Consider the following 16,728-nt stretch of genomic DNA (forward strand, 5'->3'; position numbering starts at 1 on the left):
GGACGGGGACGCCCGCCGCCCGCAACCGCGCGTGCGAGCGCCGCTTGTCGAACATGACCGCGATCTCCTCGACGTCGCCCACGACCCGCGCACCGGAGGCGGAGGCGCCCTCCGCCAGGCGTCGCAGCGCCGCCGTGAACGTCCGGTGCCACCGGGCGCCGCCGCCCACGCGGGCCGGGTCGCCGGGACCGCGCAGGAGCGCGTCGGCCTCGGGGTCCGCACCCGGTGAGTCGATCCGGAGCAGCTCCCCCGGGCGCAGGACGATCTCGGCTCCGCGCAGCACGTCCGCCCAGCCGATGAGCCGCGGCCCGGCCAGCCCGGCCGACCGGCACGCCGCCGCGAACAGCCCGGCGCGCCGGTCGCCGGGCACGCCGACCACGGCGAACGTCACTCGGTCACCGAGGCGTAGAACCAGTCGCCGTCCGGCTCCTCCTGTTCGCTCAGGTCGACCTCGACCCCGGGAAGCGCCCCCTTGACGCGCTCCACCATCGCGTCCGACAGGAAATGGTGGTGCAGGTCGAGTGCGCGCAGGTGGGTGAGCGGCTGGCCGGACAGCAGCGCCTCGGCGCCCCGGTCGGTGAGCGTCCCCATCGCCAGGCTCAGCGTCTCCAGCCGCGCCACCACCGGCGCGCCCGCGACCGCAGCCGCGATCTCGTCCTGGATCTCGGAGTCCTCCAGCCCCAGGTGGCGCAGGGCGGGCAGCCGCTCCCCGGACAGGATCGGCGCGAGGTCGGCGGCCGTCGCGTCGCCGCCGTAGTCCGGGACGCCCAGCCACAGGTCGAGCCGCCGCAGGTTCGGCAGCTCGCTCGCGGCCACCGCCCGGACGACCGACGCGGGCAGCCCGCCCGACTCGAACCGCAGGACCTGCAACCGCTCGCTCTTGACCGGTTCGAGGACGAGCCCGCTCCCCCCGCGGACCTCGAACCGCTCCAGGTCGGGGAACGTCGTGAACAGGGGCGAGATGTCGGAGTGCTCGATCCAGGAGATCTCCGCCTCCTCGGCGGCGATGTCGCCGAGGAACAGCGACCGCAGCCGGGGGAAGGACGCGGCGGCCGCCGTCAGCTCCCGCACCGGGTCGGCGGGGTCCTGGTCGTAGGAGGCGCCCCAGTAACCGATGATCAGCGCCGTGATCCGCGTGGTGTCGACCGCCTGCCGGAACCGGGCGAAGACGTCGCCGAACGACTCGCTGTCGAAGCTCGTGCCGACGTACCAGGCGGCCTCGGCCGCCGGCGGGAGTTCGGCGTCCGCCGCCGTCTCGTCGTTGTACCTGGCCACCGGCAGTCCGGCGTATTCCTCAAGCTCGCCCATGGTCCCCTCCGTGATCCTGTCGGGACTGAGTCCTATCAGGAAAGAACGACAGAACCTGCGCAAACCCCGATCATCACGGCCACATGTCGGACGTATGGCGATGCGTCAACGGACGTACCTCAGACGGGTGAAAGCAGGCGAGCCGGACCTCTAGAGTGAGTCGAACGTGGGGCCCTCTTCGCGGAGGGCCCCTTGCCCTGCCTGCACGACCAGAGGTCCCGAGCATGAACGACCACGAGGTGCACGAGGAGTGCATGCGACTCCTCCGGGACGGCATGCCCGTCCCCGCTCCCGCCGCCTTCGACGACGGACGGGGCTTCCTTCCGCTGGGACTCGACATGGACGGCGACGTCGCCGTTGTAACGTTCCTACACCGGTGGGACGGTTCGGCGCCCGCCTTCATCGAGGGCTGGACGTTCCACCGCCGCGACGGCGAGTGGCGGGAGCTGGGCGGCGCCGGCGGTTCCGCCCCCGAGGAGCCCCTCGCCCGCCGCTCGTCGGGCGAGATGGGCCGCCACCTGATGAAGTACGGGTCGGGCCGGACGGTCCGCAACTCCAACCGGCTGCTGCCGTGGGGCGCCAAGTGGGTCAACGAGGCGCGGCTGCGGGCGTCGGCGGAGGTCTCCCGGATCCGGGTCGGCAACCGGCTGCTGGACGTCCCCGAGCACGGGCACGTCGCCGTGGTGTGGGGAGCCCGCAGGGGCCCGGTCATCGAGGCCCTTGCCGCGGACGGATCGGTCCTGGACGCGCTGGATCTCGACCGCCCGGCCGTACCGGCGCGCACACAGAGCTGACATCGGGCCGGGGCACCGCCGGGCCGGTGCACGGCGGAGCTTTTCGACACGATCGGCAGGGCAGACTCAGTCCATGGCCCTAACGCCCGACTACGACGACGACCCGGAGCGCTTCCGCCTCGCCAGCAGGGTCACGCGCCAGTACCTGATTGGGGCGCGGAGCCTGCACGACCACGTCGCGTCGAAGCTGCTGGACGCGGGCGCGTCCCGCGTGCTGGACGTGGGCTGCGGCGAGGGCGCCCTCAGCGCCGTGTTCGCCGGCTCGCCGCCGTTCCTGCTGGTGGGCCTGGATGCGTCCGCCGTGCTCCTGCGCGCCCATCCGGGACCGCGCGTGCAGGCCGACGCCCGGCGCCTGCCGTTCCGGGACGGGGCGTTCGACGCGGTCGTCGCCGTGAACATGCTCTACCACCTGGACGACCCCGGGCTCGCGCTCCGGGAGGCCCACCGCGTCCTGGCCCCGGGCGGCATGCTGCTCGCCTCGGCGATCTCCCGGGCCGACAGCCCGGAGCTCGCGCCCGCGTGGCGTCCCGAACCCACCACGTTCGACGCCGAGGACGCCCCCGACCGCGTGTGCGAGGTCTTCGCGGAGGCGGAGGTCGAGCGCTGGGACGCGCCGCTGATGACACTTCCCGACCGCGACGCGATCCGCGACTACCTGATCGCCCGGCACATGTCCCGCGTGGAGGCCGCCGAGTCGGCCGGCCACCTCCACGTGCCCCTCCCCGTGACGAAACGCGGCTGCCTCGTGCTGGCCCGCCGCTGAGCCGGTTACAGGGTCGGCTCCAGGGCCGGCTACAGCCAGCCGCGTTCGCGGGCGGTGCGGGCGGCTGCGTGCCGGTTGTCCGTGCCCAGTTTGGTGACGGCGGCGGACAGGTAGTTGCGGACGGTCCCCTCGGACAGGCCCAGCCCGCGGGCGATGCGGGAGACCGGGGCGCCGTCGGCGGCGGCGCGGAGGGTGTCGAGTTCGCGGGGGGTGAGCGGGCACTCCTCCGCGGCGAGGGCGTCGGCGGCGAGCTGCGGGTCGATGTACCGGGCGCCGGCGGCGACCTGCCGGACGACCTCGGCGAGCCGCGCGCCGGGCGCGTCCTTGCCGAGGAAGCCGCGGACGCCGGCCGCCATGGCGCGGCGCAGGTTGCCGGGCCGGCCGTGCGCGGTCACGATCACCAGGCGGCAGCCGGGCAGGTCGCGGGAGAGCCGTTCGGCGGCGGCGAGGCCGTCCAGTCCGGGCATGTCGATGTCGAGGACGGCCACGTCCGGCTTGAGGGCGAGGGCGCGCCCGACGGCCTCGTCGCCGCGGCCGACGTCGGCGACGACCTCGATACCGTCCTCGGTCTCCAGCAGCAGGACGAGCGCCTCCCTGATCAGCAGGTGGTCGTCGGCCAGCAGCACCCGGATCATGCCTCTCCCTCCGCCGGAACGGGCACCATCGGGACGCTGGCCGTCACCCGGAAGGTCCCGTCGCCTCCCGGGCCGGCGGTGAACTCGCCGCCCGCGGCGGTGATCCGCTCGGCCAGCCCGGCGAGGCCGCTGCCCGCGTCTCCGGAGGACCGGCGGGCGGCGCCGTCATTGACGATCTCCACGCGGACGCCGCCCGCGTCCGCCGCGACGGTGATCTCGCACCAGGTGGCGCTGGAGTGCCGCAGCACGTTCGTGGCGGCCTCCCTGGCGACCCGGCCGAGCGGCTCGTGGACGTGCGCGGGCAGCGACGGCGGCACCGCGGGGCGCTCGCAGCGCATCCCGGCGGCGCGCAGGACGGCCGACATGCCGTCCAGCTCGGTGCGCAGGTTCGTCGCCCGGTAGCCGCGGACGACCTCCCGCACGTCCCGGACGGCGTCCCGCGCCATCGTCTGGATCTCGGTCAGCTCCTTGCGGACCCGCCCGTCGTCGCGTTCCAGGAACCGCTCGGCGACCTCGGCGCGCAGCGCGACCGCCTGGAGGCTGTGGCCGAGGACGTCGTGCAGGTCGCGGGCGAACCGGAGCCGCTCCTCGCCCACCGCGGACCGGGCCAGCTCGGCGCGGGCCTCCCGGAGTTCCTGGACGACGTGGAACAGCCACACCGTGACGTATCCGGAGAAGGCGGCCAGCGGGATGCCCGTCACCTCGTACAGGACGGTCAGCGCGGGCAGCCCGAGGAGCACGGCGTAGACGGGGGTGAGGGCCGTGGCCGCGGCCGTCGCCGCGATCGCCTCCCGCACCGGCAGCACGACGGCGATCAGCCCGGCCGGGACGAGCAGCGCGTTGCCCCAGCCCTGGCCGGTGCCGAGCAGCGGCGGCATCGCCCAGCAGATCAGCGCGATCGCGGCGAGCCCGAACCGGTGCCCGGGCGCCGTCCGCCGCATCAGGTTCAGCCACAGGAGCCGTGCGTAGAGGGCCAGCACGGCGCCGACACCGGTCAGCGCCAGAAGCAGGTAGCCGGCGTCCCGCCGGTGGAAGACCTCGTACCAGAGCGCGGGCAGCAGGAGCCCGGACAGCGTCAGCGCCGTCATCCCCACGAGGATCGCGGCGATGACGGTGGGGCGCGGGATGCCGGGCTGCACGGGCCCAGCGTATTCGGCTGTCAAGGGACGGTTCGCGGTCGTCAGGCGGCGCGGAGGCGGGCGGCGTCGCGGCCGGTGACCAGGCGTCCCTCGTCGATGACCCCGACCCGGTCGGCCCTGCACGCCTCCCGGGGGTCGCGGGTCGTGAGCACCACGCTGACCCCGTGGGCGGCCAGCATGAGCAGGACGGACCACACCTCGCGGGCGTCCGTCCCGTCGAGCCCGGCGGTGGGCTCGTCGAGGAAGAGCACGTCGGATCGCCCGACCAGGGCCAGCGCCAGGTCGAGCATGCGCCGCCGACCCGCGGTGAGCCGCTCGAACGGGGTGTCGGCGACGTCGGTGAGGCGGGCGAGGCGCAGCGCCTCGTCGCGGGTGAGGGGGTCGAGCGTCCAGCGCCGCCACGCGTCGACGATCTCGGCGACGGTCAGGCCGGGGAACAGGCCGCCGTCGCGCCAGACGGCCGCGGCCCGCGCGGTCTCCCGCTCGGTGTAGGGGTCGGCGCCGCGCAGCCGGACCGACCCGCCGGTCGGGCGGCGGAGCCCGGCCAGCATCTCCAGCAGGGTCGTCTTGCCCGAGCCGTACCGGCCCAGCAGCGCATAGACCTCGCCCTCGCCCACGGTGAACGAGACGTTCCGGACGGCCTCGTTCAGGTCCAGGTCGCGTACCTCGATCACGGGTGCCTTCATGACATCCATGCTGGCCGCGGGGGGCGCCGGCGTGCAGTCACAGCCATCAGGAAACGGCCGTGAGGATCTCAGGGGCCGCCCATGACGGATGTCATGGTTCGGCGACGGCCCATCCGGCCGGGGGGACGGTGACGCCCACTTCGGAGAAGTCGGCTCGGCCGGCCGCGCACGTCCAGGCGGCGTCGGGCAGGTCCACCTTCGCGGGCTCGTCGGCCAGGTTCAGGACGACCGCGAGCCGCTGGTCGCCGTGCCCCACCGTGTAGGAGAGGGCCGTGTTGGTCAAGGTGTCCACTGTGGTGTGAGCGTGGACGAGCCACGGGTGCCGTCGCCTGAGTCCGATCAGCTCTTGGTGGAGGCGGTGGTGGACCTGCCCATGACCAGGGGTCTCGTCGGGACGTGCCGGGAAGGCGGGGCGTATGGCGTCGTCCCCTCCCTCACGCTCTTCCTTGACGCCCTCGAAAGCGAACTCGTCCCCGGCGTAGATGGACGGGACGCCCCCGATCGTCAGCAGAATGACGAGCGCGTGCGCCAGTTGCCGTTCGTCGTCCAGGCGGCTGGCTATGCGGGTCACGTCGTGGTTGCCGAGAAACGTCTGCGGGACGAACGTGCCGAGCATTTCGTCGTGGCGGCCAAGCGCGTGGGCCAGTTCGAAGAAGTTGCGGTCGTTCAGTGAGCTCCAGATGGCCTTCCAAAGCTCGTACTGGGTGACGGAATCGAATCCGGTCTGTTCGACCAGCCTCGCGTAGTCACCGTGGATGACCTCCCCCACGAACCAGGCATCGGGGAAGCGCACGCGGACACGGTCGATGACCGTACGCCAGAACTCCGGCGGGACGGCGTAAGCGGCGTCGAGGCGCCAGCCGTCTATGCCGCGCTCCAGCCAGTGGGTCATGACGTCGGTGACGTAGGCGGCGACCTCGGGTTCGGCGTGGTTCAGCGTGACGAGACGGTCATGCCCCTCGAAGGTGCGCAGGTCGGCATGGAACCACTTCCGGTACGGGGACTCGTCCCCCTTGGCGGCAACGTCGGCGAAGGGCGGGAATCCCCGTCCGACATGGTTGAAGACACCGTCGAGCAGAACACGAACGCCCTTCCGTGACGCCTCCTCCATGAGACGTTGCAGGTCGTCCTCCGCTCCGAGCCGGGGATCGACGCGGTAGTGGTCGACGGTGTCGTAGCCATGGGTCTCGGACGCGAACACCGGCCCGAGCGCCAGCCCGTTGCAGCCGAGCTCCACCAAGTGGTCGAGCCAGCCGTGCAGCCGCCCGAGCCGAGGTCCCGGCGTCCCATCCGCTACGCCTTCGCCCGGCACGGCTCCGACGAAGCCGAGGGGATAGGCATGCCACCAGATGACGTGATCGGGCCAGCGCATGCGCACTCCCCTACCCCGAATGCGGGCGGCTACAGTCACGCGCGCACGAGAGTCTCCAGGGACAACCCGTCCGGGCGGGTGATTCCGGCGAGAACCATGGTCAGCTCCAGCTCGGCCTGGAGGCAGCGCAGAATGTGCTGGACGCCCGCCTGACCGCCCAGCGCCAGCCCATACGCGTACGGACGTGCGACCATCACGGCCTTGGCGCCGAGTGCCAGCGCCTTGGCGACGTCTGCACCCGTGCGGATTCCGCTGTCGAAGAGCACCGTGGCCTGGCCGCGGACCGCGTCGACGATGGTGGCCAGCGCGTCCAGGGACGCGACCGCACCGTCCACCTGGCGTCCGCCGTGGTTGGAGACGATGACGCCGTCCATCCCGGCGTCCACGGCCCGGCGGGCGTCATCGGGGTGCTGGATGCCCTTGAGCGCGATAGGGCCGTCCCAGTGGTCCCGCAGGAAGATGAGGTCGTCCCAGGTGAGGCTGGGGTTACCGAAGTTCGCGACCCAGTGCAGGAGCGCGGTGTCGCGGTTGGCGTCGGTGACCGGGCCGCCGACCGCCTTCTGGAACACGGGGTCGCTGAAGTAGTTCGCGACCCCGATGCCGCGCAGGAACGGCAGGTACGCCTGGTCCAGGTCGCGGGGCCGCCAGGCCAGCGTGAACGTGTCCAGAGTGACGACGAGGGCCGTGTACCCCGCAGCCTTGGCCCGCTCCAGGAAACTGACGGCGAGTTCCCTGTCCTTCGGCCAGTACAGCTGATACCAGCGAGGCCCTTCGCCGTTGGCCTCCGCGACGTCCTCGATGGAGTAGGAGGACGCCGTGCTCAGCACCATCGGCACCCCCTCGGCCGCCGCCGCCCGCGCGACGGCCAGTTCACCGTCCGGATGCAGGATCGACTGGACGCCGATGGGCGCGAGCAGCACCGGGGACGGCATCGCGGTGCCGAGCACCTCCACCGACAGGTCGCGCTCGGACACGTCCCTGAGCATCCGCGGCACGATCCGCCACCGGTCGAACGCCTCCCGGTTGGCCCGCGCGGTCGCGCCGGTCCCCGCCGACCCCGCCACGTACCCGAACGCCTGCGCCGACAGCGACCGCTCGGCGAGCCCCTCCAGCCTCGTCAGGTCCGTGGGCAGCGCGGGGCGCACGTCGCCGAGGCCCTGCAGATAGATCGAGTTCTGGAAGTCGGCCAGCGAGCTCACGGGAACCTCCGCCTTTCGAAACGAAACCGTCGGCCCTCAATCTGCCAGGTCCGCGGAGGTGACGGAACGACATCGATCGGCCGTACCGGGCGGCTCGCCGGGTGGGGCGGGCACAACTTGTCCCAGGGACCGGCCACAATGTGGGGCATGGCACGACGCGGATCCCAATCCCCTCCCCCGCCGGACTTCGAAGAGAACATCGTCGACGTCGATGTCTCCGAGGAGATGCGCGGCAGTTTCCTTGAGTACGCCTACTCGGTGATCTACCAGCGGGCGCTTCCGGACGCCCGGGACGGCCTGAAGCCCGTCCAGCGCCGGATCCTGTACTCGATGAACGAGATGGGGCTCCGCCCCGAGCGCGGGCACGTCAAGTGCGCCCGCGTCGTCGGCGAGGTCATGGGCAAGCTGCACCCGCACGGCGACAGCGCCATCTACGACGCGATGGTGCGGATGGCGCAGTCGTGGGCGATGCGGATGCCGCTGGTCGACGGGCACGGCAACTTCGGCTCGCTCGGCGGCGACGACCTGCCCGCCGCCATGCGGTACACCGAGGCCCGGCTGTCCCGCGAGGCGATGCTCATGGTCGCCTCCATCGACGAGGACACGGTCGACTTCCGCCCCAACTACGACGGGCAGGAGACCGAGCCGGAGGTCCTGCCGGCGGCGTTCCCGAACCTGCTGGTCAACGGGGCGTCCGGCATCGCGGTCGGGATGGCCACGAACATGGCGCCGCACAACCTCGGCGAGGTCATCGCCGCGGCCCGGCACCTGATCGACCACCCGGACGCCACGCTCGACGACCTGATGCGCCACGTCCCCGGCCCCGACCTGCCCACCGGCGGGAAGATCGTCGGGCTGGAGGGCATCCGCGACGCCTACGAGCGCGGCCGGGGCACGTTCCGCACCCGCGCCACCACGACGATCGAGAACGTCACGCCCCGCCGCAAGGGCATCGTCGTCAGCGAGCTGCCCTACGCCGTCGGGCCGGAACGCGTCAAAGCCAAGATCAAGGAACTGGTCAACGCCAAGAAGATCCAGGGCATCTCCGACCTGAAGGACCTCACCGACCGCAACGTCGGCCTCCGCCTGGTCATCGAGATCAAGAACGGCTTCAACCCCGAGGCCGTCCTGGCCGACCTCTACCGGCTCACCCCGATGGAGGAGACGTTCGGCATCAACAACGTCGCCCTCGTCGACGGGCAGCCCCGCACCCTCGGCCTCCGCGACATGCTGCAGGTCTACGTCGACCACCGCATCGACGTCGTGCGCCGCCGCTCGATGCACCGCCGCAAGAAGCGCGAGGACCGCCTGCACCTCGTGGACGGCCTGCTGGTCGCCCTCCTCAACATCGACGAGGTCATCCAGGTCATCCGGCAGAGCGACGACGCCGCCCAGGCCAAGCAGCGCCTCATGCAGATCTTCGAGCTGTCGGAGATCCAGGCGCAGTACATCCTGGACACCCCGCTGCGCCGCCTCACCCGCTTCGACCGGCTGGAGCTGGAGAAGGAGAAGGAGCAGCTCGCCAAGGAGATCGCCAGGCTGACCGCGATCCTCGAATCGGAGAAGAAGCTCCGCGGCGTCGTCTCCAAGGAGCTCGGCGAGGTCGCCAAGGAGTTCGCCACGCCGCGCCGGACGATCCTGCTCGAGTCCTCCGGCCAGACCGCCGCGAACGCCGTCCCCCTGGAGGTGGCGGACGACCCCTGCACGGTGCTGCTGTCGTCCACCGGCCTCATGGCCCGCACCCACGACGCGTCCCCGCTGCCGGACAGCGGCCCGCGCGCGAACCACGACGTCCTGGTCTCCGTCGTCCCCGCCACGGCCCGGGGGCAGGTCGGCGCGGTGACGTCCCACGGACGGATGATCCGCATAGACGTCCTCGACCTGCCGACGCTTCCGGCCTCGGCGACGCCGCCGTCCCTCGCGGGCGGAGCGCCGGTGGCCGAGTACGTCGACCTGGAACCCGATGAAACGGTCGTCGGCATAGGCGCCGTCTCCGAGGTGGGCGGCGGCCTCGCCCTGGGAACAGCCCAGGGCGTGGTGAAACGGGTCGTCCCCGAATTCCCCGCCAACCGCGACGAGTTCGAAGTGATCACCCTCAAGGACGACGACCGCGTCGTCGGAGCGATACAGCTCCTCTCCGAGGACCAGCATCTCGTCTTCATCAGCACCGACGCCCAGCTGCTGCACTTCGCCGCCTCACTCGTCCGTCCCCAGGGCCGCGCCGCAGGCGGCATGGCGGGCATCAAGCTGGGCGCGGACGCCCGCGTCCGGTGGTTCGGCGCCCTCGACCCCGCCCGCGAGGCCCGCGTCATCACGATCTCCGGTTCGTCGTCCGCCCTGCCCGGCACCCAGACCGGCGCGATCAAGCTGGCCGACTTCGCCGACTTCCCGGCCAAGGGCCGCGCGACCGGCGGCGTCCGCTCGCACCGCTTCCTCAAGGGCGAGGACGTCCTCCTGCAGGCGTGGGCGGCCCCGACCCCCCTCCGCGCCACGGCCGCCAACGGCAAACCGGTCATGCTCAACGTGACGATGGGCCGCCGGGACGGCTCCGGCGAGAAACTCGACAAGCCCATCGCCGCAATCAGCGGCCCCATCGGCGAGCCCCCCGAAGAGGACACGACCGAGGAATGATCGGAAAGGTCCCGGGCCACCACTCCCCCGGCCCGGGACCAACCCGGATTGATTTTCCGTATTTCCCACGCTTGACCCGGCCGAAATGGCAGCCGGATGATTTGTCCCAACTTAGGGGAAGTCATGGGACGCATCATCCAGGCCGTCGTGGCGGTCAGCGCATTAATCGCCCTCGGTGCCTGCGCCGAGCCGACCGAGCCGCTCACGGCGGGCTCGTCCGCGGACGCGACGGCGAGTGAGTCGCCCGCGGCGGCGGCCGTGCCCTCCACGACGAGCGCTTCGGCCGAGCCCACCCCCTCGGCCGAGAAGCGCACCGTCACGAGAACACGCAAGATCCCCTATAAGACGAGAAGGGTGAACGACCCCACCCTCGCCAAGGGCAGAACCAAGGTGAGGCAGCGCGGCGCCACGGGAACCAAGACCCTCACCTACGTGGTGACCTATACCAACGGCACCAAAACGGAGACGAAACTGCTGCGCGAGGTGGTCACGAAGAAGCCCGTCACCCGGATCATCGCGGTCGGTACCAAGCGAGCCCGGTCCTGCGACCCGAACTACAGCGGCGCCTGCGTGCCCATCGCCAGCGACGTCGACTGCGCGGGCGGCAGCGGCAATGGCCCGGCGTACGTGCGGGGTCCCGTCCGCATCATCGGCTCGGACATCTACGACCTGGACCGCGACGGCGACGGCATCGCCTGCGAATCCTGACACGGGGCGGGGCGATGGCGCAGGGCTGCTCCCGGCCGCTGATCGGGACTACTGGACGATGGCCTTGTTGAAGGCCGGTGGGGCGCCGAGGGTTTCGCGGTGGGAGCGCGGGCTGGTGCCGTCGATGTCCCGGACGTTCAGTTCTTCGCCCAGTTCGGCGCCGATGAGGACCTGGCCGCTTCGTTTCATCAGGTGCGGGTCGCGGGTCAGGGCGTCGATCAGGCGGCCGGTGAATTCGGGGGACTCCGCGGCGGCCGCGAAGGACTTGTAGCGGTCGGGGGCGCCCTCGAACAGGGCCTTGGTCCGCTCGGTCTTCAGTAGGCCCATCCAGAGGGAGATGATGGCGACGTTGTGGGGCCTGAAGTCCACGGCCATGTCGTGGGCCATTTTGTCCACGGCGGCCTTGCCCGCCCCATAGGCGGGGCCGTGCATGTAGCAGCGGCCGCCGAATGACGAGGTGTTGACGATAAGGCCGGCGTTGTTCTTGATGAGCAGGGGCGCCGCGTAGTAACTGGCCACGTAGGCGGAACGCATTCCCACGTCGAACATGTCCTGGAGCGCGAGCGACTTCTCCCAGAAGGGGCCCTTGCGGGCCAGGTCCGGGTGAATGGCGAACGCGTTGTTCACGAGAACGTCCAGCGCGCCGTGCTCCCGTTCCACCTGCTCGAACAGGGCCTCGACCTGGTCGTCCTGGGAGTGGTCGCAGATCACTGGGATGCCGGTACCGCCTCGGGCGTTGATCTCTGCCGCCGTATCGAGGACCGTGCCCGGCAGTGCGCCCGCCTCCCTGGTGCGTCCGGTCACATAGACGGTCGTCCCGGCCTCGCCCAGTGCCAGCGCGATGCCCTTGCCGGCGCCCCGGCTGGCCCCGGTGACCACCGCCACACGGTCTTCGGTCAAGCCCATTCGGCCTCCCGGCCGGTCGTCAGGAATTCCAGCATGGCCGCCGTCGTCTCGGCGGGCTTCTCCATCTGCATCATGTGCCCGGCGTTCTTTATCATCCGTACTTCGCGAACGTCTTCGTGGTGTCGGGCCAGCTTGGTCAGGGGATCGTTGCCGTGCCAGCCTTCCAGGTCGGCGTCCTGCTCGCTCCCGATGAAATAGAAGGGCACCGGGTTCTTACTTCCGGCGTACGACTTGCGATACTCCCAGGAGAGGTCCATCGCCCGGTACCAGTTCAGGGCGCCGGTGAAGCCGCTGCGGCTGTAGGCCGCCACGTAGAACTCCAGTTCCGCCTCGCTCAGCCACGTCCACGGAAGGGGCGGCGTCTCCGGCAGGGCGTCGATATAGGACGTGCCGGGAGGCCGCCGCCAGACGTCGAGATAGTGGTAGTCGCTGGAAAGCGCGTAGAACAGCTTGCGCAGGAACTCGCCCGGCGCCGCGGCGAGATCGCGATCGGCCACACCCGGAGCGGCGAAATAGTGGATGTGGTTGAAGTGCCGCCGGGCCTGCCGGGCGGCCAGCGCCAGCGGCGGTTCCTCGCTCGGCGTGATGAACGGGTTCTCCAGCCCGATGATCGCGGCGATCCGCTCGGGATGGTGGTAGGCGAGGTCATAGGCGGCGAACAGCCCGAAGTCTAGGCCGCTGAACACCGCCTTCTCCTCGTCGAGATGGTCGAGGAGGCCGACCAGGTCTCCGACGATCCTGTCGACGCCGTATTCCCGCGGGTCGGCCGGGCCGCCGGTGTCGCCCATGCCCCGCATGTCGGGCGCCACGACCCGGAAACCCGCCTCGGCGATCGGGCCGATCTGGTGGCGCCAGCTGAACCACAGATGCGGGAAGCCGTGCAGGAGGACGACCAGCGGCCCCTGCCCCTCCTCCACGTAGTGGACGTCGAGACCGTTGATCTTCGCGTACCGATGACTCCGGTTGGCCACGCCGCGGCCCCTTCCAGACAGGGTCGATCACGACTCTGCAGGACGTCCGGCAACACCGGTACCGGACGTCCCGGTGAGCGGGAGGGTGGGTCCATCACGGCACCGGGCGACCGCGCCCGCCCGGCGGCCCGCCTCCCGCTTCGCCGCACCGGGACTCAGGTCTCGATGTCGTCCGGGCCCCAGTGGGCGTCCATGCGGACGATCTTGCCGTCGGCGTCGAAGGTCATGACGTCGATCGCGCGGATCCGCATGCCCGGGATGTCGACGGTGAAGGCCATGGCGGCCCGGTCGCCGTGGGAGCCGCGGATCGGGGCGTCCAGGGTGAGCTTGGCACCGCCGGCGATGGCGTTGGTGTAGAACTCATCGATCGCGGCGCGGCCGGTGATCGGCGGGTTGCCGACCGGGTCCTCAATGACGGCGTCGTCGGCGTAGAGGCCGGATATGGCCGCCGTGTCGCCGGTGTTGAAGGCGTCGACGTAGGTCTGGAGGGCCTGCTTCATGTGCTCCTGAGACGGCATGGGGCGAAGCCTAGCAAGCGATCGCTTGGTCGCTGGTGCACGATGATGGGCACATGGCTATCGCATCGTTCATGGTCCCGCTCGGCTCACCGGTCCCCGCGTTCCGGCTCCCGTCCATCGAGGGCGGCGCCGTGTCGGAGGCGGATTTCGCGGAGGCGTCCGCCCTGCTGGTGGTCTTCCTGTCCAACCACTGCCCGTACGTGCGGCGCATCGAGGACGGAATCGGCGCCGTCACCGCGGAGTACGCGGCCAAGGGGCTCGCCACCGTCGCCGTGTGCAGCAACGACGTCTCCAACTATCCGGACGACGACGCCGACCACCTGCGTGCGCAGGCCGAGCGCGCCGGATTCCGTTTTCCGTACCTGGTGGACGAATCCCAGGAAACGGCGAAGGCGTTCAAGGCCGCCTGCACGCCCGACTTCTTCCTGTACGACCGGGAACGCCATCTCGCCTACCGGGGCGAGTTCGATGGGGCGCGGCCCAGGAACGACGTACCGTCCGACGGCGCCTCGCTGAGGGCGGCCCTGGACCTGGTGCTCGCGGGCAAGGCCGTCCCCGAGCCGCACACGCCCAGTCTCGGCTGCGGGATCAAATGGAAGCCCGGCAACGAGCCGGGCTAATCGAGCCGGTGTAATCAAGCCGGTGTAATTACGCCGCCGGTAATCACACGGGTTGAACAACACCGGTTGAACAACACCGGCCGAGTTACGCCGTGGTCGTTCAGCCGGCCAGACCGCGCTCGCGGGCCCAGGTCACGGCGCGGGCGACCTCGTCCGCGCCGGGCTCGGCTTCCGCTCCCCACCGGCGGGTGGACGCCCGCGTCACCCTCGGCCGGGCTACACCGCCGGGCTACACGTCGATGCGTTCGGCGTCGAGTTCGGAGGCGCCGGCGGTGATGAACGCGCGGCGCGGCGCCACGTCGCTGCCCATCAGCAGGTCGAAGATCTTGGCGGCGTCCTCGGCGTCCTCGATGCGGATGCGGCGCAGGATGCGGTGCCGCGGGTCCATGGTGGTCTCCGCGAGCTGGTCGGCGTCCATCTCACCGAGGCCCTTGTACCGCTGGACGGGCTCCTTCCAGCGCTGGCCCTTGCGCTCGAACTCGACCAGCTTGCGGGTGAGCTCGCCGTCGCTGTAGCAGTAGACGTACTTGTCCTGGCCCTTCCTGGGCTTGGTCAGCTCGATGCGGTGCAGCGGCGGGACGGCCGCGTACACGCGACCTTCCTCCAGCATCGGCCGCATGTAGCGGTAGAGCAGGGTCAGCAGCAGGCAGCGGATGTGGGAGCCGTCGACGTCGGCGTCCGCCATCAGGATGATCCGCCCGTAACGGGCCGCGTCGCTGTCGAAGGTGCGGCCCGAGCCGGCCCCGATGACCTGGATGATCGCGGCGCACTCGGCGTTCTTGAGCATGTCGGCGACGGACGCCTTCTGCACGTTGAGGATCTTGCCGCGGATCGGCAGCAGCGCCTGGAACTCGGAGTCGCGGGCCAGCTTGGCGGTGCCGAGCGCCGAGTCGCCCTCGACGATGAACAGCTCGCTGCGGTCGTCGGCGGTGCGGCAGTCGACGAGCTTGGCCGGGAGCGCGGAGTTCTCCAGCGCGTTCTTGCGGCGCTGGTTGTCGCGCTGGGTGCGGGCGGCGATGCGGGTCTTCGCGGCACCGACGACCTTCTCCAGCACCGCCCGCAGCGGCTGCTTCTGGCCGCGCGGCGGGTTCTCGAAGATCTCGCGCAGCTCGCGCGTGACGACCTGGGAGACGATGCGGGTGGCGGCGGAGGTACCGAGGACCTCCTTCGTCTGACCCTCGAACTGGGGCTCGGGCAGGCGGACCGTCACCACGGCGGTGAGGCCCTCCAGCACGTCCTCCTTGATGACGTCCTCGTCGCCGTTCTTCAGCAGCCTGGTGGCGCGGAGCTGCTCGTTGAGCACCTTCAGGACGGCGCGGTCGAAGCCGCGCACGTGCGTGCCGCCCTTGGGGGTGGCGATCACGTTGACGAACGACTTGGTGACGGTGTCGTAGCCGGTGCCCCAGCGCAGCGCGATGTCGACCTCGAGGTCGCGTTCGACGTCGGTGGGGGTCAGGTGGCCCTGGTCGTCCAGGACGGGGACGGTCTCGGTGAAGTGCCCGCGGCCCTGGAGCCGCAGGACATCGATGATGGGGGCGTCCTTGGCGAGGTAGCTGCAGAACTCGCCGATACCGCCGTCGAAGCGGAAGGTCTCGTCGAGGATCTCCTCGCCGCGCTCGTCGCGGACGTCGATGGTGAGACCGGGGATGAGGAACGCGGTCTGGCGCATCCGGTCCAGGACGAGGGACTGCTCGACCGTCGCCTCTTTGAGGAAGATCTGGAGGTCTGGCCAGAAGCGGACGCGGGTGCCGGTGACCTTCTTGGCGACCTTGCGGACCTGCCGGACGCCGGACCTCTTCCGGAACCGGGCGTTCGGGCGCCCGTCATCGGCGAACTCGCCGGGCAGGCCGCGGCGGAAGCTGATCGCGTGGGTGTGGCCGTCGCGGTCGACCTCCACGTCCAGGCGGGCGGACAGCGCGTTGACGACGGAGGCGCCGACACCGTGCAGGCCGCCGGACGCCGTGTAGGAGACCCCGCCGAACTTGCCGCCCGCGTGCAGCCGGGTCATGACCAGCTCGACACCGGCGAGCCCGGTCTTGGGCTCCAGGTCGACCGGGATGCCGCGGCCGTTGTCGGCCACCTCGAAGGACCCGTCGGCGTGCATCGTCACGCTGATGTGGGTGCAGTAGCCGGCGAGGGCCTCGTCGACGCAGTTGTCGACGATCTCCCACAGGCAGTGGGCGAGGCCCCGGCTGTCGGTCGACCCGACGTACATCCCGGGTCGCTTGCGCACGGCCTCCAGGCCCTCCAGCACCGAGAGGTGCCGGGCGGAGTAGCCGTGCGGGTCTTCGGTTGTCGCTTCGGCGGTCGCGGCGGTCAACGTGCGTGTGCTCCTCGGGGGTAGGACGGTCGGCAGCAGGGTACCCCCGGCCGCCGACAATCCACCGAATGGCTCGCCGCCACCGACGTTGCGGCACGTCGGCACGGCGGACCCGGTTGGTTGGCCAGGCTACCCGGCGCGGGCCCCGGCACCCCGAC

General features: G+C 71.0%; 15 protein-coding genes and 1 pseudogene. 5 read left to right on the forward strand and 11 right to left on the reverse strand.

All coding sequences use genetic code 11. The features are described 5' to 3' along the window. Positions 1 to 391 (reverse strand): annotated as a pseudogene (locus E1289_RS24195) (hypothetical protein); the annotation flags it as partial. Beyond that, complete coding sequence (locus tag E1289_RS24200; protein ID WP_131983922.1) at positions 388 to 1,308, reverse strand: STM4015 family protein; 921 nt, start codon at positions 1,306 to 1,308, stop codon at positions 388 to 390. The pseudogene E1289_RS24195 and the gene E1289_RS24200, both read right to left, overlap by 4 nt. Before the next feature lie 224 nt (positions 1,309 to 1,532). On the opposite strand from E1289_RS24200, the gene E1289_RS24205 reads away from it, so the two are divergent. Both E1289_RS24205 and E1289_RS24210 read left to right on the forward strand, forming a co-directional pair. Further along, positions 1,533 to 2,102 (forward strand): hypothetical protein, encoded by a 570-nt coding sequence (locus E1289_RS24205; RefSeq protein ID WP_131983924.1) that lies wholly within the window; start codon positions 1,533 to 1,535, stop codon positions 2,100 to 2,102. A gap of 73 nt (positions 2,103 to 2,175) precedes the next feature. Continuing rightward, positions 2,176 to 2,865, forward strand: coding sequence for a class I SAM-dependent methyltransferase (locus E1289_RS24210; protein ID WP_131983926.1), 690 nt, complete (start codon positions 2,176 to 2,178; stop codon positions 2,863 to 2,865). Between the two features lie 29 nt (positions 2,866 to 2,894). Here the strand turns inward: E1289_RS24210 and E1289_RS24215 are convergent, their stop codons facing one another. The 5 genes from E1289_RS24215 to E1289_RS24235 form a co-directional block, all read right to left on the reverse strand. After that, on the reverse strand, positions 2,895 to 3,500 hold the full coding sequence (locus E1289_RS24215) for a response regulator transcription factor (protein ID WP_131983928.1): 606 nt from the start codon (positions 3,498 to 3,500) through the stop codon (positions 2,895 to 2,897). Further along, entirely contained in the window at positions 3,497 to 4,639 is a 1,143-nt protein-coding gene (locus E1289_RS24220) for a histidine kinase (RefSeq protein ID WP_131983930.1), read from the reverse strand. Before E1289_RS24220 ends, E1289_RS24215 begins: the two co-directional genes overlap by 4 nt. Positions 4,640 to 4,680: 41 nt before the next feature. Further along, positions 4,681 to 5,325, reverse strand: a complete 645-nt coding sequence (locus E1289_RS24225) for an ABC transporter ATP-binding protein (protein WP_131983932.1) — start codon at positions 5,323 to 5,325, stop codon at positions 4,681 to 4,683. Between the two features lie 91 nt (positions 5,326 to 5,416). Next, on the reverse strand, positions 5,417 to 6,697 hold the full coding sequence (locus E1289_RS24230; RefSeq protein WP_131983934.1) for an alpha-amylase family glycosyl hydrolase: 1,281 nt from the start codon (positions 6,695 to 6,697) through the stop codon (positions 5,417 to 5,419). A 35-nt stretch (positions 6,698 to 6,732) separates the two neighbouring features. Then, entirely contained in the window at positions 6,733 to 7,896 is a 1,164-nt protein-coding gene (locus tag E1289_RS24235) for a lactate 2-monooxygenase (RefSeq protein WP_131983936.1), read from the reverse strand. 147 nt (positions 7,897 to 8,043) lie between these two features. Here E1289_RS24235 and E1289_RS24240 point away from each other — a divergent pair, with 147 nt between their 5' ends. Next, complete coding sequence (locus E1289_RS24240; protein ID WP_131983938.1) at positions 8,044 to 10,527, forward strand: DNA topoisomerase IV subunit A; 2,484 nt, start codon at positions 8,044 to 8,046, stop codon at positions 10,525 to 10,527. Positions 10,528 to 10,650: 123 nt separating this feature from the next. Beyond that, a complete protein-coding gene (locus tag E1289_RS39765) occupies positions 10,651 to 11,235 on the forward strand; it encodes a G5 domain-containing protein (RefSeq protein WP_243713107.1) in 585 nt (194 codons plus the stop codon). A 48-nt stretch (positions 11,236 to 11,283) separates the two neighbouring features. Here E1289_RS39765 and E1289_RS24250 read toward each other — a convergent pair whose 3' ends face one another. From E1289_RS24250 to E1289_RS24260, 3 genes are all read right to left on the reverse strand, one after another. Beyond that, entirely contained in the window at positions 11,284 to 12,135 is an 852-nt protein-coding gene (locus E1289_RS24250) for an SDR family NAD(P)-dependent oxidoreductase (protein ID WP_207929119.1), read from the reverse strand. Continuing rightward, on the reverse strand, positions 12,132 to 13,112 hold the full coding sequence (locus E1289_RS24255) for an alpha/beta hydrolase (RefSeq protein ID WP_131983944.1): 981 nt from the start codon (positions 13,110 to 13,112) through the stop codon (positions 12,132 to 12,134). The genes E1289_RS24250 and E1289_RS24255 overlap by 4 nt, the downstream gene beginning before the upstream one ends. Before the next feature lie 155 nt (positions 13,113 to 13,267). Next, positions 13,268 to 13,630, reverse strand: coding sequence for a nuclear transport factor 2 family protein (locus tag E1289_RS24260; protein ID WP_131983946.1), 363 nt, complete (start codon positions 13,628 to 13,630; stop codon positions 13,268 to 13,270). Between the two features lie 53 nt (positions 13,631 to 13,683). Here E1289_RS24260 and E1289_RS24265 point away from each other — a divergent pair, with 53 nt between their 5' ends. After that, positions 13,684 to 14,250 (forward strand): thioredoxin family protein, encoded by a 567-nt coding sequence (locus E1289_RS24265; protein ID WP_131983948.1) that lies wholly within the window; start codon positions 13,684 to 13,686, stop codon positions 14,248 to 14,250. 229 nt (positions 14,251 to 14,479) lie between these two features. Here the strand turns inward: E1289_RS24265 and E1289_RS24270 are convergent, their stop codons facing one another. Further along, positions 14,480 to 16,570: a DNA topoisomerase IV subunit B gene (locus E1289_RS24270; RefSeq protein WP_131983950.1), complete on the reverse strand. Its 2,091-nt coding sequence runs from the start codon at positions 16,568 to 16,570 to the stop codon at positions 14,480 to 14,482. Between the last annotated feature and the right edge of the window lie 158 nt (positions 16,571 to 16,728).

This window comes from Actinomadura sp. 6K520, from assembly GCF_004349245.1.
GTDB lineage: Bacteria > Actinomycetota > Actinomycetes > Streptosporangiales > Streptosporangiaceae > Spirillospora.